The sequence below is a fragment of the Bauldia litoralis genome, assembly GCF_900104485.1.
GTDB lineage: Bacteria > Pseudomonadota > Alphaproteobacteria > Rhizobiales > Kaistiaceae > Bauldia > Bauldia litoralis.
Genome location: NZ_FMXQ01000002.1, coordinates 508,465 through 533,270, shown reverse-complemented (window position 1 = coordinate 533,270; position 24,806 = coordinate 508,465). Strand labels below are relative to the sequence as shown.

23 protein-coding genes are annotated in these 24,806 nt (G+C 64.9%); 9 read left to right on the top strand and 14 right to left on the bottom strand.

Annotated features, from left to right (window positions below; genetic code table 11):
• Nucleotides 1-213 precede the first annotated feature (213 nt).
• Entirely contained in the window at nt 214-1,404 is a 1,191-nt protein-coding gene (locus BLT60_RS06480) for an MFS transporter (RefSeq protein ID WP_090875576.1), read from the top strand.
• A gap of 96 nt (nt 1,405-1,500) precedes the next feature.
• Here BLT60_RS06480 and BLT60_RS06475 read toward each other — a convergent pair whose 3' ends face one another.
• The 5 genes from BLT60_RS06475 to BLT60_RS06455 form a co-directional block, all read right to left on the bottom strand.
• Nucleotides 1,501-2,439, bottom strand: coding sequence for a glycosyltransferase family 2 protein (locus BLT60_RS06475; RefSeq protein WP_175478314.1), 939 nt, complete (start codon nt 2,437-2,439; stop codon nt 1,501-1,503).
• 489 nt (nt 2,440-2,928) lie between these two features.
• Entirely contained in the window at nt 2,929-3,915 is a 987-nt protein-coding gene (locus BLT60_RS06470) for a sugar ABC transporter substrate-binding protein (RefSeq protein ID WP_090875574.1), read from the bottom strand.
• A gap of 23 nt (nt 3,916-3,938) precedes the next feature.
• Nucleotides 3,939-5,042 carry an ABC transporter permease gene (locus BLT60_RS06465; protein WP_090875573.1) on the bottom strand — a complete coding sequence of 368 codons (1,104 nt, stop codon included), beginning with the start codon at nt 5,040-5,042 and terminating at the stop codon, nt 3,939-3,941.
• Between the two features lie 10 nt (nt 5,043-5,052).
• Complete coding sequence (locus tag BLT60_RS06460; RefSeq protein WP_090875572.1) at nt 5,053-5,844, bottom strand: ATP-binding cassette domain-containing protein; 792 nt, start codon at nt 5,842-5,844, stop codon at nt 5,053-5,055.
• Between the two features lie 157 nt (nt 5,845-6,001).
• Nucleotides 6,002-7,312, bottom strand: a complete 1,311-nt coding sequence (locus BLT60_RS06455) for a DNA polymerase IV (protein ID WP_090875769.1) — start codon at nt 7,310-7,312, stop codon at nt 6,002-6,004.
• Nucleotides 7,313-7,472: 160 nt separating this feature from the next.
• Here BLT60_RS06455 and gatC point away from each other — a divergent pair, with 160 nt between their 5' ends.
• From gatC to BLT60_RS06440, 3 genes are all read left to right on the top strand, one after another.
• Nucleotides 7,473-7,760, top strand: coding sequence for an Asp-tRNA(Asn)/Glu-tRNA(Gln) amidotransferase subunit GatC (gene gatC / locus BLT60_RS06450; protein ID WP_090875571.1), 288 nt, complete (start codon nt 7,473-7,475; stop codon nt 7,758-7,760).
• A 17-nt stretch (nt 7,761-7,777) separates the two neighbouring features.
• Entirely contained in the window at nt 7,778-9,253 is a 1,476-nt protein-coding gene (gene gatA / locus BLT60_RS06445) for an Asp-tRNA(Asn)/Glu-tRNA(Gln) amidotransferase subunit GatA (RefSeq protein ID WP_090875768.1), read from the top strand.
• A 79-nt stretch (nt 9,254-9,332) separates the two neighbouring features.
• Complete coding sequence (locus BLT60_RS06440; RefSeq protein ID WP_090875570.1) at nt 9,333-9,620, top strand: hypothetical protein; 288 nt, start codon at nt 9,333-9,335, stop codon at nt 9,618-9,620.
• A gap of 58 nt (nt 9,621-9,678) precedes the next feature.
• Here BLT60_RS06440 and BLT60_RS06435 read toward each other — a convergent pair whose 3' ends face one another.
• Nucleotides 9,679-10,482, bottom strand: coding sequence for a DUF2189 domain-containing protein (locus BLT60_RS06435; protein ID WP_090875569.1), 804 nt, complete (start codon nt 10,480-10,482; stop codon nt 9,679-9,681).
• 234 nt (nt 10,483-10,716) lie between these two features.
• On the opposite strand from BLT60_RS06435, the gene BLT60_RS06430 reads away from it, so the two are divergent.
• Nucleotides 10,717-11,700, top strand: a complete 984-nt coding sequence (locus BLT60_RS06430) for an aldo/keto reductase (RefSeq protein WP_244521161.1) — start codon at nt 10,717-10,719, stop codon at nt 11,698-11,700.
• Between the two features lie 20 nt (nt 11,701-11,720).
• Here the strand turns inward: BLT60_RS06430 and BLT60_RS06425 are convergent, their stop codons facing one another.
• The 4 genes from BLT60_RS06425 to BLT60_RS06410 all read right to left on the bottom strand — a co-directional run bounded on the left by BLT60_RS06425 (nt 11,721) and on the right by BLT60_RS06410 (nt 12,872).
• Nucleotides 11,721-11,945 carry a hypothetical protein gene (locus BLT60_RS06425; protein ID WP_090875567.1) on the bottom strand — a complete coding sequence of 75 codons (225 nt, stop codon included), beginning with the start codon at nt 11,943-11,945 and terminating at the stop codon, nt 11,721-11,723.
• A 12-nt stretch (nt 11,946-11,957) separates the two neighbouring features.
• Entirely contained in the window at nt 11,958-12,161 is a 204-nt protein-coding gene (locus BLT60_RS06420; RefSeq protein WP_090875566.1) for a hypothetical protein, read from the bottom strand.
• Between the two features lie 80 nt (nt 12,162-12,241).
• Nucleotides 12,242-12,445, bottom strand: coding sequence for a cold-shock protein (locus tag BLT60_RS06415; RefSeq protein ID WP_090875565.1), 204 nt, complete (start codon nt 12,443-12,445; stop codon nt 12,242-12,244).
• A 199-nt stretch (nt 12,446-12,644) separates the two neighbouring features.
• Nucleotides 12,645-12,872: a hypothetical protein gene (locus BLT60_RS06410; RefSeq protein WP_139167767.1), complete on the bottom strand. Its 228-nt coding sequence runs from the start codon at nt 12,870-12,872 to the stop codon at nt 12,645-12,647.
• A 234-nt stretch (nt 12,873-13,106) separates the two neighbouring features.
• On the opposite strand from BLT60_RS06410, the gene BLT60_RS06405 reads away from it, so the two are divergent.
• Nucleotides 13,107-13,766 carry a sulfotransferase family protein gene (locus BLT60_RS06405; RefSeq protein WP_090875563.1) on the top strand — a complete coding sequence of 220 codons (660 nt, stop codon included), beginning with the start codon at nt 13,107-13,109 and terminating at the stop codon, nt 13,764-13,766.
• Here BLT60_RS06405 and BLT60_RS06400 read toward each other — a convergent pair.
• Complete coding sequence (locus BLT60_RS06400) at nt 13,763-14,320, bottom strand: hypothetical protein (protein ID WP_090875562.1); 558 nt, start codon at nt 14,318-14,320, stop codon at nt 13,763-13,765. The genes BLT60_RS06405 and BLT60_RS06400 overlap by 4 nt on opposite strands.
• 65 nt (nt 14,321-14,385) lie before the next feature.
• Here BLT60_RS06400 and BLT60_RS24300 point away from each other — a divergent pair, with 65 nt between their 5' ends.
• The 3 genes from BLT60_RS24300 (at nt 14,386) to BLT60_RS06390 (ending at nt 17,700) form a co-directional block, all read left to right on the top strand.
• Nucleotides 14,386-14,541: a hypothetical protein gene (locus BLT60_RS24300; protein WP_175478313.1), complete on the top strand. Its 156-nt coding sequence runs from the start codon at nt 14,386-14,388 to the stop codon at nt 14,539-14,541.
• 14 nt (nt 14,542-14,555) lie between these two features.
• Nucleotides 14,556-14,807 (top strand): SH3 domain-containing protein, encoded by a 252-nt coding sequence (locus BLT60_RS06395; protein ID WP_090875561.1) that lies wholly within the window; start codon nt 14,556-14,558, stop codon nt 14,805-14,807.
• Between the two features lie 1,447 nt (nt 14,808-16,254).
• Nucleotides 16,255-17,700 (top strand): SNIPE associated domain-containing protein, encoded by a 1,446-nt coding sequence (locus BLT60_RS06390; protein ID WP_090875560.1) that lies wholly within the window; start codon nt 16,255-16,257, stop codon nt 17,698-17,700.
• A 953-nt stretch (nt 17,701-18,653) separates the two neighbouring features.
• Here the strand turns inward: BLT60_RS06390 and uvrA are convergent.
• The 3 genes from uvrA to BLT60_RS06375 form a co-directional block, all read right to left on the bottom strand.
• On the bottom strand, nt 18,654-21,740 hold the full coding sequence (gene uvrA / locus BLT60_RS06385) for an excinuclease ABC subunit UvrA (RefSeq protein WP_090875559.1): 3,087 nt from the start codon (nt 21,738-21,740) through the stop codon (nt 18,654-18,656).
• A gap of 426 nt (nt 21,741-22,166) precedes the next feature.
• Complete coding sequence (locus tag BLT60_RS06380; RefSeq protein WP_090875558.1) at nt 22,167-23,237, bottom strand: alanine/ornithine racemase family PLP-dependent enzyme; 1,071 nt, start codon at nt 23,235-23,237, stop codon at nt 22,167-22,169.
• Nucleotides 23,234-24,427, bottom strand: a complete 1,194-nt coding sequence (locus BLT60_RS06375) for an N-acetyltransferase DgcN family protein (protein WP_090875557.1) — start codon at nt 24,425-24,427, stop codon at nt 23,234-23,236. The genes BLT60_RS06380 and BLT60_RS06375 overlap by 4 nt, the downstream gene beginning before the upstream one ends.
• Between the last annotated feature and the right edge of the window lie 379 nt (nt 24,428-24,806).

Here is a 24,806-nt window from a genome sequence, read left to right as displayed (position 1 = left end):
GCAAGTGCTGCCATCCGGTGCAACTCGCCCGGCCGATCCTTGTTGCTCTGGCGAGCAGAAGACAGGCCCCGGTCGCGCCGCAGCAGCGTCGTTACCGCCTTTTTCATACCGTTGGCCGCGGTGCGGGTCGAGCATGAAGCCCATGTATGAATTGCCCCACGGTGCGGGCGGTGCGATCCTTGCCGCCCACGGCCGATGGGGCGGCCCGCCCGCATGATCCACTCCAAGCTCCGCTCGATCGTCTTGCTGGTTCTCGCCGAGATGGCGGCGATGAGCCTGTGGTTCACGTCGGCCGCGGTGCTGCCGGACATGGTGCGCGAGGCTGCGATCTCGCCCGACCGGCAGGCGCTGCTGTCGAGCGCGGTGCAACTCGGTTTCGTCGTCGGCGCGCTGTTCTTCTCGATCAGCGGGACGCCCGACCGGTTCGATCCGCGCCGCGTCTTTGCAATCTCGGCCGTGCTGGCGGCACTTGCCAACGCCACGCTGCTGGTGTCGCCGCTCGGTGGTGACTGGGCGATCGCTGCGCGCTTCGCCACCGGGGCGCTGCTGGCCGGGGTGTATCCCGTCGGCATGAAGATCGCCGTCGGCTGGGGAACGCGCGACCGGGGGCTGCTGGTCGGGCTGGTGGTTGGCGCCCTGACGCTCGGCAACGGCGCGCCGTATCTCTCGGCCTTCATCGGCGGTGCCGCGTGGCGGCCGACGATCCTCGTCATCTCGCTGCTCGCCGGCATCGGCGGGCTGATCGTGCTGGCCGCCGGCCTCGGGCCGCATCACGCCCGCTCGCCGCGGTTCAACCCCGGCGCCATCCGCCTTGCCTGGACCGACCGGCGGCTTCGCGGCACCTATGTCGGCTACCTCGGCCACATGTGGGAACTCTATGTGATGTGGGCCTGGGTGGCGGTGTTCGCGGCGCTGTCCTTCCAGGCGACACTGGCGCCGGACGACGCAACCAGTCTTGCCAAGCTGACGACGTTCCTGGCGATCGCCGCCGGTGGCGTCGCCTGCGTCGTCGGCGGGCTCTTCGCCGACAGGTTCGGCAAGGCGGAGACCACCATCGTCATCCTGGCGGTCAGCGGCACGGCGGCGCTGCTCACCGCCGTCACCTTTGGCGGGCCGGTGTGGCTGACGGTGGTGCTGGTCATCGTCTGGGGCGCGGCGGTGATCCCGGACTCGCCGCAATTCTCGGCATTGGTCGCCGACGCGGCCCCGCCGGAACTCGCCGGCAGCCTGATGACCTTCCAGACCGCGCTTGGCTTCGCGCTGACCTTCGTCACCGTGCAACTGGCGCCAGCGGTGGCCGCTCTGGTCGGATGGCAATGGGTGATCGCCGGACTGGCGATCGGCCCGGCCGTCGGCATCGTCGCCATGCTGCCGCTCAGGCGACGGGGAGGGACGGCGTCCTGAGGCAGTTCGGCAGTGCCGGACCCCACATCCTGCCGCACCGACGCCGAGTTCCCGGCGGGTGGGCACCCGGCGGACGGTCCACCCCAATGGGGTCCCTTAGGAAAAACCCAGGTCGTTGAGATATTTCTCAAGTCGCTTGGGAAGATAGATCGCCTTTATTTCGGAGTGTCGGACGAAATCGTAGTCCTGCATCATCAGCGATCCGAATTCCTGACTCAGGCCTTCGAGATATTCCAGAACATCAAGCCGCTGTTGTTCATCCGCCTTCCGAAGCACGCCGTTGACGAACATGAGGCTTCTCCGCGCGGCCAGCGCGAATTCCCTTGGGCTTCCCTGGTTTGCCGTCAGGAATGCATCAGTATCCCGTTTCAGTTCCAACCAGACATCGACGTGCGCCCTGGTTATCCGAGCGCTCAGCGAATCCTCTCGGTGCCGCCAGAAATAGACTGCTTCGTCAGCGTCCGCAGTGTCCCGGTTGCGGAGTACCTTGTACGTGAAGAAGAGGTCTTCGTGCGGAATGCGGTCCCTGAACAAGCAGGCGTCGTCCCTCAACAACCCGATCCTGTAGAGCCGGGCACACGCGACTGACGGATTGACGAGCCCCAATACGCGCTCGTGCACCGTGAGAGGCGGATCGACATCTGGAGCATCGCCGATCATGCGAGTGCCCAGGACCTCGCCGGACTCGGTCATCCGCCTGATGAGACCCGAAACGATACTCGCACCCGTGATCTTCTGCCGATCGCGAAGACAGGCAAGAAAGTCGGGCGACACGACGTCGTCTGCGTCAACAAAACAGACAAAATCGCCGCGTGCCAATTGCACTCCCTTGTTCCTCGACGCGCCCAGACCGCGATTGGAACTGGACCGCCAGAGGGTGCACCGATCGCTGTTGCTTCGAAAGGCTTCGGCTAGCTCCGGACTGCCGTCGGTGCTGCCGTCGTCGATCAGAATAATCTCGTAATCCGCGTCCGACTGGATCTGAAGCGACCGCAAGCAATCGCCGAGGTAGGTCTCCACATTGAAGATCGGCACTATGACCGAAATGCATCCACCCATGTTACGAGGCCGCCAGGCTTGCAGCGATCGCCTTGACTCTTGTGGGTTTTGACGCCGATTCCGCAATATTCAGGCTCGCGGAATTGCTGATGAGACGACCGGGCCTGAGAGAAAGGGCGACCGGTTCTTCGGAGCCATGAAAGGATCGGGGAAGGCGGCTCGCTGAAAATTCAGAACGGAAAATCATTGTCTCAGCAACGGCTAAAGCTCTGGCTTCAAAAGATCCCCTCGATGCGAGAGGCGACGTCGCAATTAAATGTTGAAAATTGTTTATCGACTATTTGGTGCGGTTTTTGTGCGCCCAGTCAACCATGTTTTTCGTGCGTCCATCGATGATGTGGAGGAAGCAAGCGAGGTACGGCGGAAGCGCCGCGACATCGCGCGCGGGGCGCGGGCAGCGCCGGGCTTGAACAGAAAACGCCGGCGAGGTTTCCCCGCCGGCGCTGATTATCCTGCGTTCGCGGACTAGCGGATGCCGGCGTCGATCAGGTCGACGAGGCTGTCGATGGTCTGCGATGTTACGGCGCCGGCGCCGGTGTTGATCGACAGGCCGGGCATCTTGTACTTCGCCGTCATGACGCATTGCAGGACCGGCAGGAAGCCCTGCAGGTAGAGCAACTGGTCGAGGGTGGCGGAGACATAGCCGGACTTCAGGCCGTCGATGGTTGCGGGCGCGAGGTCGATGCCGCCGACGATGATCTCACCGGGCTTCTTGCCGGCTTTCTTCAGCGTATCGGCAAGAACGCTGGTGATGCCGCCATGCTGCGTGCCGATCGCCTTGAGGTTCGGATTAGCCTGGACATAGGCGGCAAGCACCGGGATGGCGAGCGAGGCATCGCTGTTGGCTTCCTGGGTGATCTCGAGCCGGTCGACCTTGAGGCCGGCCTTTTCGAGCGTATCGGCGAGGCCCTTCTCGGACTGACCGCGCTCGGCCTGACTGAACACGCCATAGACCATCGCCTCGTCACCCGACTTCAGGCCCTGGTCGATCATGTAGTTGGCGGTGATCTGGCCGCCGACATAGAGATCGACGCCGGCATAGCCGAAGCCCTTCGAGCCGAAGGCGTTCTGGAGGTCGGTCATCGGCGAGTTGCCGCTGGTGACGACGATGCCCTGATCGACCGCGCCCTTGACCAGGTCCTCGAAGGCGGCGCTGCCCGGGTGGCCCATGATCTCGATGCAGGTCGGCTTGGCGGCGACCGCTTCCTTGAACTGGTTGATCATGGTTTCCGGCGCCCAGGCGGAGAACTGCTCCTTGAGGTCGACGCCGAAGGCCTCGGCCGCCTGTGCCGCGCCCGTCTGGCGGGCGAGCGTCGCGCCGTCGCCGGGGTTGCCGCCCATCTGCATATACATGGTGATGCCGTCGCCGATCATCTCGGCCGAAGCGGCGGAGGCATTGGCGAGCATGGCCACCGCGGCGGCGCCGGCGAGAAGTGTCTTCGATACTCTCATGTCCGTTTCTCCCTGGTTTTCGTTTACTTGCCTGTCACGCCCGCGCCTGGTGGCGCGGGTTCGCTGGGCGGGGCCGCAGCCTGGCGGCTCCCGCTTTTCGAGGACCAGCCCATCCGCGCGAAGAAGGCGGCGCGGCGCTGGGGCTCGTCCATGTAGAGATAGAAGATGATGGCGATCAGGAAGACCAGCCCCTGGACGGTGCGGACCCAGGCGCCGGTCAGGCCAGTGGCGACCAGCGCCGGCTCGATCATCAGGATGATGGCGGCGCCGAAGACCGTGCCGATGACGGTCGCCCGGCCGCCGAAGATCGACGTGCCGCCGATCAGCACCGAGGCAATGGCGGTCAGCAGGTAGCCCTGGCCCTGGTTGCCGAAGAAGTTCTTGTTCTCCAGCGTCAGCATGATGGCGGCGACGGCGGCCAGCGCCCCCATCAGAGTGAAGACCTTAATCTTCTCCCGGTCGACATCGATGCCGAGGACCCGCGACACCTCGTTGGAATCGCCGATGAACAGCACATGCTCGCCGAAACGGTGGCGCTTGAGGATCATCCACAGCACCAGGACGATCACCAGGGTCCAGAAAGCCTGCATCGGCAGCTGGGCGACCCAGGCGGTCTCGGATCCCTCGAAGGGGCGACCGACGATCACCTGCCACACCGAGGATTCCTCGGCGCCGCGTAGCGCATAGGATTTGCCGCCGGACAATACCGTCGCGGCGCCGAACCAGAAGAACTGGGTGCCGAGCGTCGCGATGAAGGACGGGATGCCGATCTTGGCGATGATGATGCCGTTGAGGAAGCCTACGAGGACGCCGGAGGCGAGGGCAGCGATGACCGCGAGCCAGCCGAGGTCGTAGTCCTTGAACAGGATGGCGAAGACGAAGCCGGAAAAGGATATGATCGCCGGGAAGGAGAGGTCGATCTCGCCGGCGCCGATGACGAAGGTCAGGCCGACGGCGAGCAGCATCAGCGGTGGCAGCGTCGACAGGAAGGTGGTGTAGATGAAGGGCTGCAGGAAGACCTGCGGCGCGGTGTACATGAACAGGGCGAGGAGGAGGAAGAAGACGACGATGATCGGCAGTCCCTCGAACCGCTCGACCAGCGACGGGCCTCCACGGACTTTTGCCATTCCTCGACCCCTATTGCCCGTGTTGCAGTTCGATGAGGAATTCGGTGAGTTCGAACACCGTCATATCCTTCGGCAGGATCTCCGCCACCACCTTGCCGCGATCGAGAACGATCAGGCGGTCGGCGACCTCGTGGACGTGGGCGAGATTGTGCTCGATGTAGATGCAGGCGCGGCCTGATTCCTTAATTCGTCGGACAAAATCGAGAACCTTGCGGACCTCCGCCACGGCCAGCGCCACGGTGGGCTCGTCGAGGATGATGAGGTCGGCGTTGTAGTGCATGGCCCGGCCGATCGCGATGCCCTGGCGCTCGCCGCCGGAGAGGTTGGCGACCGTCGAGTCGACGGTGATGCCCTCGCTGCGGAAGCCGATCGCGCCCTTGAGGATCTGGTCGGCGATCTGCTTCTCCTTCTTGATGTCGATGAAGCCGAAGCGGTTGGTGATCTGGCGACCGACGAAGAAATTGCGCCACAGCGGCTGCTTGTCGGCCAGCGAGCGGTCTTGGTAGACGGTCTCGATCGACAGGTCGTGGGCCATCCGCACCGAGTAGTCGGACAGCTTGATCTCCTTGTCGCGAACGAAGATGCGTCCCGCAGTCGGCTGCATGACGCCGGTCATCACCTTGATCAGCGTCGACTTGCCGGCACCGTTGTCGCCGATCAGGCCAACGATCTCGTTGCGGCCGATCTCAAGCGAGATGTCCTGCAGCGCCTGGATCGGGCCGAAGAATTTCTGGACCTGATCGAGCCGGACGATCGAGGAAAAGTCAGCCCTGGCGGCCGTCGTGGTGCCTGCCGCGGTCATCGAACCTGCACCGCGACCAGCGCACTTAGGCGCAGACGGCGGTGCGCCGTGAATACCAGCATGCTTGAATGATCCTCCCGTTTTCATCCTACTAAAGCGACGCAGCCGGTCAATGAGAACGATTGATGGTTCTCCCTCACTATGGCGACTGGTCGGATCACTCCCGTCGCGGCTTCGCCCGGTTCGTGCGAATCTCGCCGAAGACGAGGCCGGTCTCGACGGCTGGGTTGCCGAAGCGGTCGCGGATCCGGTCGATGGCGGCCTCGGCCCTTGCGCGCTTGGCGCTGCCGGTATCGACGAGGTCGTCCGGGTCGGCGAGCAACGGGTCGTCGAAATCCGACACGCCGATGCCGATGAGCCGGTAGCGGGTGCCGTCGGTCTCGCGCTCCAGCATGTGGAAACCGGCCTGGAAGATGCGATCGGCGAGGCGGGTCGGATCGACCAGCTGGCGGCTGCGGGTTCGGGTGCGAAAATCACCGGTCTTGAGCTTGAGCGTCACGGTCCGGCCGGCGAGTTCGGCCTTCTTCAGCCGTTGCGACACCCGTTCGGAGAGCTTGCGCAGGATCGCCTTCAGCTTGTGGGGATCGGAAACGTCGGTTTCCAGCGTGGTCTCGGCGCTGACGCTCTTGGCGCCGTCCCGGGGATTGACGGCGCGGGTGTCGTCGGCGCGGGCGAGGCGGGCGAGCCTGAGGCCGATCGAGCCATAGCGGCGGGCGAGGTCGGTCTCGCTCATCCGTTGTAGCGTGCCGATGGTGTGGATGCCGTCGGCGGCGAGCTTCTCGCGGGTCTTGGCGCCGACGCCCCAGATCAGCCCGACCGGCTTGTCGCGCAGGAAGTCGATCGACTCTGCCTGACCGATGACGGAGAAGCCGCGCGGCTTGTTCTGGTCCGAGGCGATCTTGGCGAGGAACTTGTTGAAGGACAGGCCGATCGACACGGTGATGCCGAGATCGCGCTCGATGCGCAGCGCCAGCCGGCCGAGCGATTCCGCCGGTGTCGCGTGGTGTAGCTTCTCGGTGCCCGAGAGGTCGAGAAAGGCCTCGTCGATCGAGATCGGCTCGACCAGCGGCGTCAGTTCCTGCATCAGGGTGCGGACCTCGCGGCCGACCTTGCCGTATTTCTCCATCGATGGCGGGATGACCACGGCGTCCGGGCAGAGCTTAAGCGCCTGGAACATCGGCATGGCCGAATGGACGCCGCGAATCCGGGCGATGTAGCAGGCGGTCGAGACGACGCCGCGCCGGCCGCCACCGATGATCACCGGCTTGTCGGCAAGCGAGGGATCGTCGCGTTTCTCGATTGCAGCGTAAAAGGCGTCGCAATCGAGGTGGGCAATCGACAGCCGGTCGAGTTCCGGATGGGCGAGGAGGCGCGGGCTGCCACAGGCCGGGCAACGCCGGGCGGTCGCCGGCGCCCGCGAAACGCAGTCGCAGCAAAGGCTCGGCGGGTGATCGGGCGCGCTTGTCATGGCATTCTTGCCCGGGCCTGGCGCCTCGGCAGGGGCGGCGGCGGGGCGGTGGATCATAGACCGGATTCGCCCGGCCGGCATCCCGCCGGCCAAGCGCACTTGCTCCGGCAAATCCGGCTCTGCTATAGGCCCGGTGGCCCTCCCCAGGAAACAATCACTCATGTCGGTCGACAAGGACATCGTCAAGCGCGTCGCACGTCTGGCCCGGATCGCGGTCAGCGACGAGGAGGCGGAAGCGCTGAAGGGCGAACTGAACACCATTCTCGGCTTCGTCGAGCAATTGAACGAGGTCGACGTCACCGGCGTCGAGCCGATGACCTCTGTGGTCGCAGTCGACATGAAGAAACGGGCGGACGTGGTTACGGAGCAGGATCAGGCCGAGAGGATCGTCGCCAATGCGCCGGCCCGTGAGGATCATTTCTTCGTCGTGCCGAAGGTCGTCGAGTGATGGCCGCAGGAACCGAAATGAGCGACCTGACCGGGCTGACAATCGCCGAAATCCGCGACGGGCTGGCCACCGGCCAGTTCTCGGCGACGGAGTTGACCCATTCCTACCTGGCAGCGATGGAGGCCGCCCGCGACCTCAACGCCTATATCGTCGAGACGCCCGAGAAGGCACTGGAGATGGCGGCCGCGTCCGACGCCCGGATCGCCAGCGGCGAGGCGCGGCCGCTCGAAGGCGTGCCGCTCGGCATCAAGGACCTGTTCTGCACCGAGGGCGTCCATGCCCAGGCGGCGAGCCATATCCTCGACGGTTTCAAGCCTGTCTATGAATCGACCGTGACCGCCAACCTGTGGGCGGACGGGGCGGTGATGCTCGGCAAGCTCAACATGGACGAGTTCGCCATGGGGTCCTCCAACGAGACCTCCTATTACGGGCCGGTGGTCAACCCGTGGCGCGCCGAGGGCTCCAACGCGCCGATGGTGCCGGGCGGCTCGTCCGGCGGGTCGGCGACGGCGGTCGCCGCGCGCCTCTGCGCCGGCGCGACCGGCACCGACACCGGCGGCTCGATCCGCCAGCCAGCGGCCTTCACCGCGACGGTCGGCATCAAGCCGACCTATGGGCGCTGCTCGCGCTGGGGGATTATCGCCTTCGCCTCGTCGCTCGATCAGGCCGGCCCGCTCGCCCGCACGGTTCGCGACTCGGCGATCATGCTGCGGTCGATGGCCAGCGTCGACGAGCGCGACACGACGTCGGTCGACCTGCCGGTGCCGGACTACGAGAAGGCTGTCGGCGGCAGCGTCAAGGGTCTGCGGATCGGGGTTCCCAAGGAATACCGGATCGACGGCATGCCGCCGGAAGTCGAGGCGCTGTGGGAGCAGGGCAAGGCATGGCTGAAGGAGGCCGGCGCCGAGATTATCGACATTTGCCTGCCGCATACCCAATACGCTTTGCCGGCGTATTACATCGTTGCCCCGGCCGAGGCCTCTTCGAACCTCGCCCGCTACGACGGCGTCCGCTACGGGCTGCGGGTGCCCGGCGACGACATTGCCGCGATGTATGAGAACAGCCGCGCCGCCGGGTTCGGCAAGGAGGTCAAGCGGCGGGTGATGATCGGTACCTATGTGCTCTCCGCCGGCTACTACGATGCCTATTACCTGCGGGCGCAGAAGGTGCGGGCGCTGATCAAGCGTGATTTCGAGACGGTGTTCGAGGCCGGGGTCGACGCGATCCTGACGCCGGCGACGCCGAGCGCGGCGTTCGGCGTCGCGTCGAAGACGACGGCCTCACCGATCGAGATGTACCTCAACGACATCTTCACCGTCACCGTGAACATGGCGGGACTGCCCGGGATCGCGGTGCCGGCCGGGCTCGACGCCAAGGGACTGCCGCTCGCCCTGCAACTGATCGGTCGGCCCTTCGACGAGGAGATGCTGTTCCGGACCGGGCAAGTGATCGAGGACGCGGCCGGGCACTTTGCGCCTGAACGTTGGTGGTAGAGCGCCGGCGGTGTAGCCTTGGCGCGGTTGCCGCCGGTTTGGCGGATGCCGCCTGAGGGCGGGACTTCGGGAGACAGACATGGACCATTCGGAATTCAAGGCCTCGACTGCGGCGGACACGCCTCCGGCGGATCTGCAGGGGCCGACGCGCGCCCTCTGGCACACGGCGAAAGGCGACTGGCATGTCGCGCACGAGATCGTCCAGGACGACGACAGTTCGGACGCGGCATGGGTCCACGCCCACCTGCATCGCGTCGAGGGCGACCTGCCCAATGCGCGCTACTGGTACCAGAAGGCCGGCAAGCCCTTCACCGACATCTCCCTCGACGAAGAACTGCACGACATCACCGCGAAGCTGCTCGGCTGACGGCAGGCGGTTCAGCCTGATCCGGCGGCGCAGGGTCTGCTTCCGGCCGGCGATCCCGTCATGCGGCGGGTTCGACGGCGCGCCGGTAGAGGTGCCACGTCGCGTGACCGAGGACCGGGACGATCACCGCCAGCCCGAGGAAAAGGGGCACGGAGCCGATGAGCAGCAATCCGGCGACGATCACGCCCCATAGCGCCATGGTCAGCGGATTGGCGAGCACGACGCGCACCGAGGCGAGGATCGCGACGATTGGCCCGACGGGACGATCGAGCAGCAGCGGGAAGGACACCGCGCTGATCATCAGCGCCAGCACCGCAAACAGGAAGCCGACGGCGTTGCCGACGAGGATCAGGCGCATCCCCTCCGGTGTGTTCAGCACCTGGTCGAGGAAGTCCGGCATCGAGGCGGCCGACGCGTAGCCGAAGGTCGCGACATAGATGGCATCGGCGACCCCGATCCAGATGAAGAACAGGACCAGGAGCAGGGCGCCGACGGCGGCGATCGCCCCGAAGGAGGGGGAGCGGAACACGTCGAAGGCGCGCTTCCAGCCGGTATCGAGCCCGGCTTCCCGACGCCGGCTCAACTCGTAAAGGCCGAGCGCTGCAAACGGGCCCACCAGCGCGAAGCCGGCGGCCAGGGGAAAGAGCAGCGGCAGGACATCATAGCCGAAGACCAGCCGGGCGAGCACGAGGCCGATGACCGGGTAGATCAGGCCGAGGAAGACGATATGGGTCGGCATCGCCCAGAAATCGGCGGCGCCGCGGGTCAGCGCGTATTTCAGGTCGGCCGGCCCGATCTTGCGGACCACCGGCAAGTCGGCCGTGGGGACCGGGGTGGCGAGGGTGTGATGCGCGTTGGACATGAGACGGTGCCTCCTGTTGCCGCACGGACATCATCATGGCCTCGGCGGGCGCGGATGGATGACCGTCGGCCCGCGGCCGATGTCCTGTGACCAGTTTACATCGCGCCGCAGACGGTTGCGGTCACGATGCTTCACGATCCCCGGAGGAAAGCGTCACTGCAGCATGCTAAACGCTTGCCAGGGCGGGCGAATCCGGCGCACGATGCGCCAATCACAAACGGGGGAAACAGGGGCGTGAACGACGTGAATCGCATTGAAGAAACCGAGCTCGGCCAGACGGGCATCAAGGTGTCGCGAGTCTGCTTCGGCACCGGGCCGATCGGCAGCATGCCGGAGGTCTACGGCCACGGCATCACCGCCGACGAGGGCAAGGACACGGTGCGTGCGATCTTCAGCGGGCCGTCGAACTTCATGGACACCTCCCGGAACTACGGGGCCGGGCGGGCCGAGGAACGGATCGGCGCGGTGGTGCGTGAGATGGGCGGTTTGCCGGAGGGCTTCGTGCTGTCGGCCAAGCTCGACCGCGACCCGGAGACGAACAGCTTCGACGCGAGCGCGATGCGCCGCTCCCTGGAAGCCAGCCTCGAGACGATGGGGCTCGACCGGGTGCAACTGCTCCATCTCCACGATCCGGAATATGCGGCGGACCTCGACGAGGTGACGCGGCCGGGCGGCGCGATCGAAGAGCTCTACAAGATGAAGGAGGAGGGGCTGTGCGACGCGGTCGGACTGGCGGCCGGCAAGACCAGCGTGATGATGCCGATCCTCGAGCGCTTTCCCTTCGACGCGATGATCACCCACAACCGCTTCACGCTGGTCAATCGCCACGCTGATGCGATGATCGACTTCGCGCATGGCAAGGGGATCGCGGTGCTGAACGCGGCGCCTTTCGCCGGCGGCGTCTTCGCCACCGGCAGCGCATCCAACCCGCGCTACGTCTACCAGGAAGCGAGCGAGGCGATGCTGGCGCCGATACGCGCGGTCGAGGCGGTCTGCGACCGGCACGGCGTGCCGGCGGGAGCGGTAGCGCTGCAATTCTCGATGCGCGACCCACGGATCACCTCGACAATCTGCGGCGTCGGAAAGGCGGAGCATATCAGCGCGATTGCCGCCTGGGCGAACACGCCAGTGCCGGATGCGGTGTGGGAGGAATTGTCGACCCTGGAGGTCGAGCACGACGACCCGGAGGCGACGCGCAATTATGTCCCGCCGAGCTGACGCGAGGGTCGGGGCGGGCCCTAGCGGCCCGACCGCACGACCTTGTCGATGACGCGGGCCGGCTTGCCGGAGAGCTCGGAGATCTTCTGTTCCTGTTCAGTCAGGTAGGTGAGCGCCGGATCGTCGCCGTCGAGCCCGCCGATCGTCGTTGCCGGGACCTTGCGGTTCGAGGCGCGGCTGCCGTCGTCGAAAAAGACGTCGAACAGGACGACGCTGCTCTCGCTGCGCGATTTCATCTTGGCCATGTCAGATGCTTTCTACTGGGTCGGTACCGGGCCCGCCGGGTCGGGAGCATCCCCTGTCGGGGTCTCGGCGGTGTCCTGGGTGTCGGGCGCCTCGCCGCGATCAATCTTGCGCTGGGCCGCATCTTCCTCGCGGCGGCGGAGCTTTTCCTGCTTCTTCTGCTGCTTGGCACGGTCGCGATCGCCGCGCGCCTGATTGTAGTTCGGCCTGAAAGCCATCGGGTCAACTCCTTGGTTTCCGGCGTAAAAAAGCCCGGCGCAGAGCGCCGGGCTCGCAGAATCGCAGCAGATGCGGCGAATCAGCCGTCCTGAAGGTTCGACGCGGCGTCCTTGCCGCGCTCGCTGATCACGTCGTAGCTGACCTTCTGGCCCTCGTTGAGGGTCTGCATGCCAGCGCGCTCGACCGCGGAGATGTGGACGAAGACGTCCTTCGATCCGTCGGTCGGGGTGATGAAGCCAAAGCCCTTCTGGGTGTTGAAGAATTTGACGGTACCGGTAGCCATATCAGTAGTCCTTGTTGAGAACGCGAAGTGCGTCACTTCATTGCCGGCGACCATTCGCCGGCCAATCGTATCCGAGTTCGCGTTGTCTTGAGGTAGGCCCCGAAGGGGTAGCTGCAGCAAGGCAGAGCAAAATCTGGAACGCGCCTCATATAGGGGAGTGCGCTGCAAAGGACAATGCGGTGCGCGGAAGCCCCGCGATTTAGTTGTTGCGGATCGGACGCGGATAGCGGCGCTCGCGGGCCGGATCGCGGCCGGGGAGGCGGGTCGGAATCGGCGGAGGCGCCGGCCTGGCGGGCGGCGCGACGGGCTTCGGTCGGGTCAGGGTCCAGATCGTCCAGGCCACCGGGACGGTCAACGCCACGCTGGCCATCAACGCGATCGGAATCCACATCAACGGGAGGTCACTCATCGGCGGCACCAGAAACACGACCGCGAGTCCAACGCCCAACAGGACAACATCGACGACAATATAGAGTGCGGCAGGCACGGCTTCCTGCGTTCTCTTTCGGGGCGGCAACCGGCGAACTCCTGATCGACACCAGACCAACGGGAAGCCGGCCGGAAGGTTCCCGCTCTGATAAGCATTTCCCGCCGGTCTTTTTCCGCGGTCGCCCTTGCGGCTGAACGGCGGATAGGATGTGGGATCGAAGGGGGAACGTCCATGGCACTTTCAGTGATTGGCGCCGGCTTTGGCCGGACGGGAACCATGTCGTTGAAGCTGGCGCTCGAGCAGCTCGGCTTCGATCCGTGCTTTCACATGGCGGAGTTCTTCTGGCGCGAAGACGGCGATGCGCTGAAGGACAAATGGGCGGCGGCGGTCTTCGGTGACGGTCCGCCGGACTGGGATGAGCTGTTCAACGACTACCGGGCGACAGTGGATTTCCCGGCCTGCGTCTACTGGCGCGAGCTGGCGGCTCACTTTCCCGAGGCCAAGGTGATCCTCACCGAGCGCGACGCCGCGCGATGGTATGCCTCGACGCAGGAGACGATCTTCAAACCGAACCCGGACAAGCCGTGGGCGGAGCGGACCGACAACTGGGGCCGCATGGTCTACCGGGTGGTCAACCAGGACGCCTTTGCCGGCGACACTGCCGACCGGGACCACTGCATCGCGGTCTACGAGCGGCACAACGCGGCGGTGAAGGCGGCGCTGCCGCCGGAACGGCTGCTGGTCTACACCGTGGGCGAGGGCTGGGAACCGCTCTGCGGCTTCCTCGGCGTGCCGGTGCCGGAGACGCCGTTTCCGCAGGAGAACACGACCGAGACGTTCAAGGCCAAGCGGGCGGCCGAGGAAGCGGGCGCGGCGGACGGCGGCGCCTAGACGCCGATGGCGGCGCGCCAGTCCTCGATCGTCTGGCGGCTGCCCATGTCCGGCTGGACGATGCGGTCGACCATGAAGGTCGGCGAGACGTGGATGCCGTTCTGGCGGGCGTATTTGATGTGCCACTTCAGCGCCTGGGTGACGGTGTTCCAGGTCCAGGCCTCGGCGAGGTCGACGCCGGCAAGATCGGCAATCGCGGCGAGGATCTCGGCCGGGGTGCGGTTCATGTTGGGGCCGGAATGGTGGCCGTCGAACTCGAAATCGGCACGGTTGCGGAAGACGCCGGCCAGCGCCTTCAGCCCGGCTTCGCCGCCGCCCTCGGTGGCGCTTGCGGCAAGGATCGCCCGGGTGACGACGCCGGAATAAAGGTGCCAGCTCTGGGGGACGAAGCGGATCTGGATGGTCAGCGCGTCGGGTCCGACGGCATCGAGCAGCGGCTGCAGCTTGTCGAAGGCGCGCTTCGAATGGGGGCAGGTCGCCTCGAGGAAGACCTCCAGTTCGGTGGCGCCATGGCCAAGCACCAGCGGCGCGGGCGATTGCGGGGATGCGGTCATCGGGATGTCCTGACGGCGAGAAGGCGGGAGGCCGACCTTAACCGGGTGGTGGCGGATGGCCAAGAATGGCGGTCGGAGACCAGCGCGCCGGTGGCGATCGGCTCGACAATCCGGCCGCGTTTTGGCATGATTTCGGGCACGGCGTCGGCGCCGAGAGCCGCAATCCCGGGGGCGGCCACGAGGTAGTGCGACAGACGCTGGACGGCGATGCGGGGGGCTGATCAAGGAGGAACCCATGATCCGCTCATCGATGCTCGCGGCCCTGATGATTGCCGGCCTTGCCGCGCCGGCGCTTGCCAACAACGCCACGACCGACGGCCTGTTCGTCAACATCCGGGCCGGCGCCGGCGTCAACTACGAACCGATCTGCCTGGCCTGGCCGAACGTGCCGTTCACCGTCGTCAAGTGCGAGGGCAACTGGTGCAAGGTGAACTATCTTCGCTCGACCGGCTGGATGTCGCGCAAGCACATCGTCATGCAGAACTGACCATCGGTTACGGAGCAGAACCCGCGTCGCGCCCGTCGCGGCGCGGGCAGGGGCGACCGTTGCCGCGCTCGCGGGCGAGCCGGGGCATGATCCTTTCCGTTCATGTCCCCCGGACATCCGAGGGGTGGCGGGCGCTGAAGGAACGCCTGCAGGCCGCCGGCCTGGGCCGGTGGCGGAGTGGGGCGCTCGTCCAGCGCCCGCCGCGGCGACTTTCGGCACTCCGCTTTCACGCTCCGGACGCCCGACCATCCTGCGATGGCTCCCCGGATCCCCTCCGGGGACTTCACCGGCGATGCGGGGTTGCGCCCCGTGTCGCCGGCTGGCGGTCGCCCTTAAGGTGGGTCATGTCCCACGGCCGGTCCTAGTGCCGGCGGGCATACTCGCGAAGGCCTCCCGGGGCGTTCGGACCGTCGTCCTCTCCGTTCGGGTTTCCCCGCCGGTGGTCTCGCCGCAGGCGCCGCTCCCCGCCCGCATCTCTGGCCGTCACCGGTGACGCCCCTCGGATGGGCGGGGATGCGACGCAGTATGCTGCCGGTTCGGGCGAGGGGGATGGGATTCTTGTTGTGCCCGGTAGAGTGGCGCGGGGAGATGATGGCGGGTTTTGGCGCATCGCCCCGGGCCGTGGAGTGGGCAAAGCGGCGGAGCCGCGCGCCCACGATGTGCGGTGCGCGCGGTGGCACGCCCTGGTCACACACGCGACCGTCATCCTCGGGCTTGACCCGAGGATCGGGTGTCGCTCCCGCGACAGCGGGCGATTGGCGCTTGCCTGTGGGGGGCACCATTCTGCCCCGGCTCACACTGCCCCGGCCGATCCTCGGGTCAAGCCCGAGGATGACGGTGGAGGGGGGCGGGGAGGCGTGTTGGTTCGTAGCTGGTGGTGTGGGCAAAGCGGCAGCTCCGCGTGCTCACGGTGAGCCGGGGGTTGCGCCGCGTTGTCAGTCGACACACGGGATACGCAGACTGTCACCCCCGCAGCGCGGGGATCCAGTCAACGATGTCGCGCCTTGTTCTGCACCGGCGTCGGTTACTGGTTCCCCTTCCCTCGGGCTTCGCCCTCGCCGGGGATGACAGGCGAGGGGAGACGCGGTGGGTCTCGCAGGCCCTTTGGGACATTCCGCGAATCCTCACCCGCACGTCCCCGCGAAAGCGGGGGGCCAGCACTCAGGGCTGGGCGCCAGCGCTGCCGGCCGCGCATTCATTCCCGACGCCGCCTGGGTCCCCGCTTTCGCGAGGATGAGCGGCGTGGAGGGGGGCACGGCCAGCCACACACCACGTCTTGCCCGGGCATCCATGTCATTGCGGTGCCATGGCCGGCAGCGGGCGGCTTTGGTTTCAACGTCATGGCGTGGATGGCCGGGACAAGCCCGCGCGAATCCGCCCTAGCGATCCGCCCACGGGTTGTGTTCAATGGCTCAAATACAACTGAATGTGATGGATTGGGGGGCACGTGACGACTGAATACTTGACCGTGGGCATCTTCATCGCGCTCGTATGCCTACTCCCTGTGTTGTGGGGTATTAGCACCCATCTTTGGCTCAAGGCTCGAAGGCGAGCGAGAACAGCAGAAGAGGCGGCTGCCCGCTCCTCTGAGCGGGTCGATGAGGCCTTTCGCGATGCCGACCGTCGAGCCACCGAAGCAGAAGGCAGCCTTAGGTCGATAAGACAAAGATTCTCTCCTGTGATTAAATTGGATGAAGAACTAAGGTCGATTGAGGCCAACATATCATCCGCGACTTCGGAATTACGTAGTCTTCGGGCCTCCTACTCCGAGAAAAAAGCGATATACGATCGGCTTGCCACCGAGGTCGCTATATTTGACGAGCGTTTGGCTTTTGCTGAGTTAGGCGTTTATGAGCCGCATTTCGATTTCTCGGACAGCGAACAATACAAGGTCGCCATAAGATCTGTTCGTGAAGTTCAGAAACGAATGACAGCGGACAAAAAAGCGGTGTTCTGTTCAACGGAATGGTCGGTAGAAGGCAGTAAGGCTAAAGGTCAAACGATGACAAATAGAAGCATCCGATTGACTCTCCGCGCCTTCAACAATGAATGCGAGGCGGCGATTGCCAACACCCGATGGAATAATGTCAATTCAATGGAAAAAAGAATTATTAGGGCATATGAACAAATAGAGAAAATGAATGCTTCTCTTCAAGTCAATATTAGCTATGAATATTTGGAGTGCAAGCTTAAGGAGCTTCGCTTGACCCACGAGCAGAGAGAAAAAATTAAGGCAGAGAAGGAGGAGAGGGCCGAGGCAGCCAGACAAGCTAGGGAAGAACAACGCCTGCAGCGAGATTTGGAGAAGGCCGAGGAGGATGAAAATCACTACGCGACATTACTGCAAAAAGCGAAGGTGGAAGTGGCCAGCATCGTTGGCGATCGTCTAGACGCGTTTGAAAATCAGATACATATACTTGAGCGCGATCTCGCGGAAGCACATGCCAGAGCGGAGCGCGCAAAGGCGCTCGCAGAGCGCACTCGGATAGGTTGGGTCTACATTATCTCCAATATTGGGTCGTTTGGCGACGGTGTTGTGAAAATTGGCCTCACTAGGCGCCTTGATCCATTAGATCGGATCCGAGAGCTTGGAGACGCAAGCGTTCCATTCAGGTTTGACGTCCACGCAATCATATACAGTGAGGACGCGGCTGCTTTGGAGAGTGCCCTTCATTCTGTTTTTGAATCCGTACGCATCAACACTCAAAACTTAAGGAAAGAGTTTTTCCAAGCAAATTTGTCTGAAGTCGAGCAGGCAGTGCGCGTGCTAGCGCCCGATGCCTCGTTCTTTAAAGATGTCGAGGCGCAAGAATACCGGGAAACGCTCGCGCGACGAACCCAGCTATTTGAACATGCCGTTGCGGCGCAGGAAGAGTACCCAGCTGAAATTTGAGCGGGGCAAAATGGGTAACTGTAGCTGATCTCGGTCTCGCCGTCGTTGCGCGCTATCCCAAGCCTAAGTCCCGGTAGCCGGCAGCGGAATCAGGATCGTCGCCTCCAGGCCCTCCGGGCGGTAGTCGAGGGTTACCGAGCCGGACATTAGGCGGCTCATGACGTTTTCGAGGAGGAGGGAGCCGAAGCCGGTTTGGGCGGGTTTGGTGACGGGGGGCCGCCGCTTTCGAGCCAGGTGAGGCGCAACTGGTCGCCATCCTCCGCCGGCTCGGTCGTCTAGGCGGCGCTTGCCTCACCGTCTTGGCTTGGAAGGCCGGGTCAGGCCCTGCATGACGGTAGAGAGGTGACTGCAGTGGCGCGTCGGCGAGGGGCGGACGGCGGCTGCATCGTTTACTGGTTCCCCTTCCCTCGGGCTTCGCCCTCGCCGGGGATGACAGGCGAGGGGAGACGCGGTGGGTCTCGCAGGCCCTTCGGGACACGCCGCGGACCCTTATCCGCTCGTCCCCGCGCAAGCGGGGATCCAGTCGTCAGGGCTGGGAGCCAGCGCTGCCGGACGCGCATTCATTCCCGACGCCGCCTGGGTCCCGCTTTCGCGGGGATGAGCGGCGTGGAGGGGGGCACGGCCAGCCCACTCGCCACGTCATGCCGCGGCATCATGTCATTGCGGTGCCAAAACCGTCGACGAGCGGCGTTTGCATCGTCGTCATGGCATGGATGGCCAGGCTAAGCCCGGTCATGACTGTTGGGGGGGACGTGGGAGGCGTGCGCAATCGGGGGCGGAGGGGCCAGGCCCAAACGTTGTCATCTTCGGGCTTGACCCGAGTATCGGGTGGTGAAGCCCGGCCATGACGGGTAAGGGACTGGCTCCAGATGCTGCCATCTGTGCTCGCCTGAGTTGACTGGATCCCCGCCTTCGCGGGGATGACCGGTGGAACGGGTTTGCCCCTCGACCCGCTACTCCGCCGCCTCCGCGCCTTCGTCCCGTCCACCCCGCGCTCGTGACGCCTTGGCCCTTGCCAGCACCGGTTTCAGAAACGCGCCGGTGTAGCTGCGCTTCGCCTTGACGATGTCCTCCGGCGTGCCGGCCGCTACGATCTCGCCGCCGCCGTCGCCGCCCTCGGGGCCGAGGTCGATGATCCAGTCGGCCGTCTTGATGACCTCAAGGTTGTGCTCGATGACGACGACCGTGTTGCCCTGTTCGACCAGTTCGTGGAGGACCTCGAGCAGCTTGGCGACGTCGTGGAAGTGGAGGCCGGTGGTCGGCTCGTCGAGGATGTAGAGGGTGCGGCCGGTGGCGCGCTTCGACAGCTCCTTCGACAGCTTGACGCGCTGCGCCTCGCCGCCCGACAGCGTCGTCGCCTGCTGGCCGACATGGATGTAGGAGAGGCCGACGCGATCGAGCGTCTCCATCCGGTCGCGGATCGAGGGGACGGCGGCGAAGAAGCCGCGCGCCTCCTCGACCGTCATGTCGAGGACATCGGCGATCGACTTGCCCTTGAAGGTGACCTCCAGCGTCTCGCGGTTGTAGCGCTTGCCCTGGCAGACATCGCAGGTGACGTAGACATCCGGCAGGAAGTGCATCTCGATCTTGATGACGCCGTCGCCGGTGCACTTCTCGCAGCGGCCGCCCTTGACGTTGAAGGAGAAGCGGCCGGGGCCGTAGCCGCGGGCCTTGGCTTCCGGCAGGCCGGCGAACCACTCGCGGATCGGGGTGAAGGCGCCGGTATAGGTCGCCGGGTTGGAGCGCGGGGTGCGGCCGATCGGCGACTGGTCGATGTCGATGACCTTGTCGAGATATTCGAGGCCCTCGATGCGCTCATGCGGGGCAGGGGCGTCGCGGGCGCCGTTCAGCCGGCGGGCGACGGCCTTGTAGAGCGTGTCGATCAGCAGCGTCGACTTGCCGCCGCCGGAGACGCCGGTGATGGCGGTGAAGAGACCCAGCGGGATCTCGGCGGTGACGTCCTTGAGGTTGTTGCCGATGGCGCCGGTGACGCGGATCGCCTTGCCCTTCTTCGGCTTGCGGCGGTCGGTCGGGGTCTCGATGAAGCGGGTGCCCGACAGATACTGGCCGGTCAGCGACTTGGGGTTGGCCATGACCTCGGCCGGGGTGCCCCTGGCGATGACGTGGCCGCCATGGATGCCGGCGGCGGGGCCGATGTCGACGACGTAATCGGCGTCGCGGATCGCGTCCTCGTCATGCTCGACGACGATGACGGTGTTGCCGAGATCGCGCAGGTGCTTCAGCGTTTCGAGCAGGCGGGCATTGTCGCGCTGGTGGAGGCCGATCGACGGCTCGTCGAGCACGTAGAGCACGCCGGTGAGGCCGGAACCGATCTGCGAGGCGAGCCGGATGCGCTGGCTCTCGCCGCCAGACAGGGTTCCGGAGGCGCGGGACAGCGTCAGGTAGTCAAGGCCGACATCGACGAGGAATTGCAGGCGCTCGCGGATTTCCTTCAGGATGCGGCCGGCGATTTCGTTCTGCTGGGCGGTCAGCGTCTCGGGCAGGTGCTCGACCCAGGCATTGGCCTTGCGAATGGCGAAGTCGCCGACCTCTGCGATGTGGAGGCTGTCGAGCTTGACCGCCAGCGCCTCGGGCTTGAGGCGGTAGCCGTGGCAGGCGGCGCAGGGGACGGACGACTGGTAGCGCTCGATCTCCTCGCGCATCCAGGCGGAGTCGGTCTCCTTCCAGCGGCGCTCGAGATTGGGGATGACGCCCTCGAAGGTCTTGGTGGTGTCGTATTTCCTGAGGCCGTCGTCGTAGGTGAACTTCACCTTCTCCTTGCCGGTGCCGTAGAGGATCGCCTGTTGCGCGGCCTCCGGCAGCTTCGACCAGGGCGCCTCGAGCGAGAACTTGTAGTGGCGGGCGAGCGACTCCAGCGTCTGCAGGTAATAGGGCGACTGGGCCTTGCCCCAGGGGGCGATGGCGTTCTTGCGCAGCGTCAGCGAGTCGTCCGGGACGACCAGGGCGGCGTCGACCGTGCGCTCCGAGCCGAGGCCATCGCAGACCGGGCAGGCGCCATAGGGGTTGTTGAACGAAAACAGCCGCGGCTCGATCTCGGCGATGGTGAAGCCGGACACCGGGCAGGCAAATTTCTCGGAGAAGATCAGGCGCTCGGGTTGGGCGTCCTTGCCTGTCGGTGGGTTGACCCCCTCCTTGATCCTCCCCCTTCCAGGGGGAGGGGCGTCCTCGGCATCCGCATCGGCCGCCGGCTCGCTGGTCTTCGCCCGCGACCGGCCTTTCGCCGGCTGTAGCGGGGAACCGGCGTCGTCTCCGTCCCGCGAAGGGGAAGGTTGGGGAGGCGCATCGGCGAACTCGGCGATGGCCAAACCGTCGGCGAGTTCCAGCGCGGTCTGGAAGGAGTCGGCGAGGCGGGTGGCGATGTCGGGGCGGACGACGATGCGGTCGACCACCACCTCGATGTCGTGCTTGTACTTCTTGTCGAGCGCCGGGGCCTCGGCGATCTCGTGGAATTCGCCGTCGATGCGGACGCGCTGGAAGCCGCGCTTCATGAACTCGGCCAACTCCTTGCGGAACTCGCCCTTGCGGCCGCGGGCGATCGGGGCGAGGAGGTAGAGGCGCGTCCCCTCCGGCAGCGCCATCACCCGGTCGACCATCTGGCTGACCGTCTGGCTCTCGATCGGCAGGCCGGTCGACGGAGAATAGGGGATGCCGACGCGGGCGAAGAGCAGCCGCATGTAGTCGTAGATCTCGGTGACCGTGCCGACGGTCGAGCGCGGGTTGCGGCTGGTGGTCTTCTGCTCGATCGAGATCGCCGGCGACAGCCCGTCGATCTGGTCGACATCCGGCTTCTGCATCATCTCGAGGAACTGGCGGGCATAGGCCGACAGGCTCTCGACATAGCGGCGCTGGCCCTCGGCATAGATGGTGTCGAAGGCGAGCGACGACTTGCCGGAGCCCGACAGGCCGGTCAGCACGATCAGGCTGTCGCGCGGCAGGTCGAGGTCGACATTCTTGAGGTTATGCTCGCGCGCCCCGCGGATCGAAATGAACTTGCCCGGGGCGGGGCTCTTCTTTGCCATGCTCTGCTAATCCGACGGGGAGGGGCGGCGACGACCGCTCGGGTCAAACTTAGGCTCTTGGCGGCGCGAAACAAGCGGCTGGGGCGGATTGTCCCCACGGTTGGGGCCGGTTGCTGACAAAGCGGGTCGCGCGGGTGAGTCCGTGGGCGATGTTGCCCAAGTGGTGGCGGACTTGTAAAGAACAAAATGGGAACCATGGACGCAGTGTGGATGGCGTGGTCGGTATGACGGACAGCCACTTTGCACCTACAGCGGACGCAGGCCCGAGGTCAGTTCTCCGCCCAAACCCGCCGTTCGCCGGGGATGGGAACGACGGCACCAATCAATGGCCTGCAGCAGACTTGTGGCCAGCCACCGTCGATCGTTCTGGGAGGCGCGCAGGAAAGGAGGAGGCCCGATGTTCGCGCGACGCCAAGTGTCGTCGCCTTACCCTCCTTTCAAAAACGCCTTGGCCACGAAGGGCGACGTCATGGCGCGAACCAGCGCGCCGTAGGTGAGCTGGAACGCGATTTCGCCGCCGACCGGCTTATGTCGGCCCCCTGTGCTGACGATCAGGTGATCGCTGCTGGCGCCGAGAATTTCAGTCCCGGGAGGCGCGGTAAGGCCATCGGTGTCGGTGTCCTGACGGCCGAGCGCGAGGATCGATTGCGCTATCGGGCCGCGGTCCGCGGTTGGCGCCCGCTCTCCGAATGCCGATTGGGCAATCGTGCCCCAGGGTCGGGACGGCTTTGTCTTCGACTCGATCGTCTCGGCGATCAGCGTGATCGCGTCGGTGAACAGACCTTCGATCGGCCGGCGATGGAGCGGTTCGCAACCCAGGAGAATCGATTCTCCAAGGCGGAGATTGTTGATCCGCCCGATATCTGCGCCGCCGCCGAGTGCCCATTCGAGATTGGCAGAGTTGCCGCCTGAAACGACGGTCATCACGGAACCGGTAGCGGCGTCGATCGAGTCGGCCAGTCTCGACAACTCGGACATGTTCCTGGCATCCGGCACGACGCCGCTGCGACAGGCAAGATTGCTGCCGATACCCTTGAGGACGATGTTCGGGAAACGGAGCGTTTCGCAAACGGTCCGTTCGAGATCGGCGGGCATGATCCCTTCGCGGAGATCGCCCAGCTCGACCATGAGGACGATCCCGTGTGTACGCCCCGCCTGTTGCGCGGCGCGGGACAGCGCAGCGATGACATCGCGTTCGGTGTTGAAGCTGACATCGGCGAACGTCACGATCCGCCGAGTTTGGCTCAGCATCGGAGATCGGATCAGCGTCATCGGCGCCGCGATCCCGGCGCGGCGCATGGCTTCGATGTTCTCGATGCGGGAGTCGCCAAGTCCGCTCACTCCGGCCCGCAGCAAGGCATCAGCGATGTCGGGCGAGCCGAGACTGGCCTTGGATACGCCAGTGACGGAAATCCCGCGCGCCTTGAGGCGCTGGACCAACGTATGGGCGTTGTGGCGAATCTTCTCGAGGTCGATCTCCAGCCGCGGCGCGGTCATTGAACGCGGGCTGTGACCTTCGCCTCCAAAGCCGGAAATGCCCCAAAGACCATTTCCACCAAGCGGTCGGGCGACCGGGTCAATGCATCTGTGATAGGGATGCCGAGATCGCCGGCAAAGAGCTGGATCGAGGTGCTGACCTGGACGTCTGTCATGTTCTCGTGATTGATGGTGAGACCGATGACCTTGGTGTCGGCGAAAGTCTCGATCAGATTGATCTCGCTGGCCGCCGTCGGCATGGGCATGTGTTCGAAATCGCACCGATTGGCCCGTCCGGGCGCATGTTGCAGGACCACGCCGTCGGGACGACTGCCGCGCAGGATAAACGCCGACGTACAGAAGGCCGGGTGGCTCAGGGCACCCTGCCCCTCGATGATGATCACATCCGGATTTTCGCTTTCGAAGGCTTCAAGGATGGCGGCTTCCATCTCGCCAGCGCAGAACTGCGAAGGGATCGCATCGAGCGAAACGCCGTAGCGCGCTCCCTGGATGAGCCCGGTTTGCCCGGTGCCGACCATCACCGCCTTGATACCGCGGTCGTTGAGGGCGCCGGTCAATATGGTCGCGGTGGTCCGCTTGCCGATGGCACAGTCCGTGCCGAGCACGGCGATGCGCGGACAGGTAACCTCGGCAATGCGGCCGCTGAACATCCGCAGGTCCCGCTTGGCGCGAGGCCGGCGCACGTCGAGGATGGCGACGGAATTCGCAGCACTCGCCGCCGCGAACTCCGGGTCGTCGTTGAGGAACTCGTGGAGGCCGTTGACGATGTTCATCCCCAGGCCAATCGCCTCGAGGAAAAGGCCGCGTTCGCGCGGCGACAGCATCCCGCTCGATGGGGCCATGCCGAAGATGAAATAGTCCGGCGTGCCACCGGCGTGGCGGAGAGCATCGGCGAGGTCGCGGCATACCGGGATGTCGTTCGGCCCATCACCGAGAACCACGCCGGTATCGAGGCCAGCCTTTTCGCTGTCGATGACCGAGAGGATCTCGTACTTCTCCGAATGACGGACGAGCCCGTTGGCAGTCTTGCCGTCGAGGGCGCCGAAATTGCCTTCGCAATAGACGATTGCCGATGGGGTCGACGCGGCTTCGCCTCGGGAGCCTGCCGGAATTGGGACCCTGACGTTGGCGTCGGACGCGGGCGAAGCGCGGAGTGTAGTCGTCGCCAAGGCGAGCGGGGCGGTCAACATTTGGACTCCTCAAGGTGATGCAAAGCCACCGACACCATCGTCCCGGCGACACGAATTTCTCCGCGCATCGAGTGCAGAACCGTGAAGTCAGGGAAGAAAACGATAGTCGGTCTGGAAACGCCGCCTGGATCCAAGTCCCTCGATCAACACGGGACGGGAGTCGGCAGATATTCTCGTCGGATCAGCCTACGGAATTCCTTCCGAGCAAGGCAGAAATCGAGTAAAAAGGGTTGTTACTACAAGTTGATTGATATGCACATACTCTCCGAAGTGAATAATTACAATGTTTTTCTTTAAATATATCTTGGGAATTCTCGAAGCATTTAGGAATTTTCCGTTGAAAACATTGGCATTTAAGGAGGCGCCATGAAAACAAACA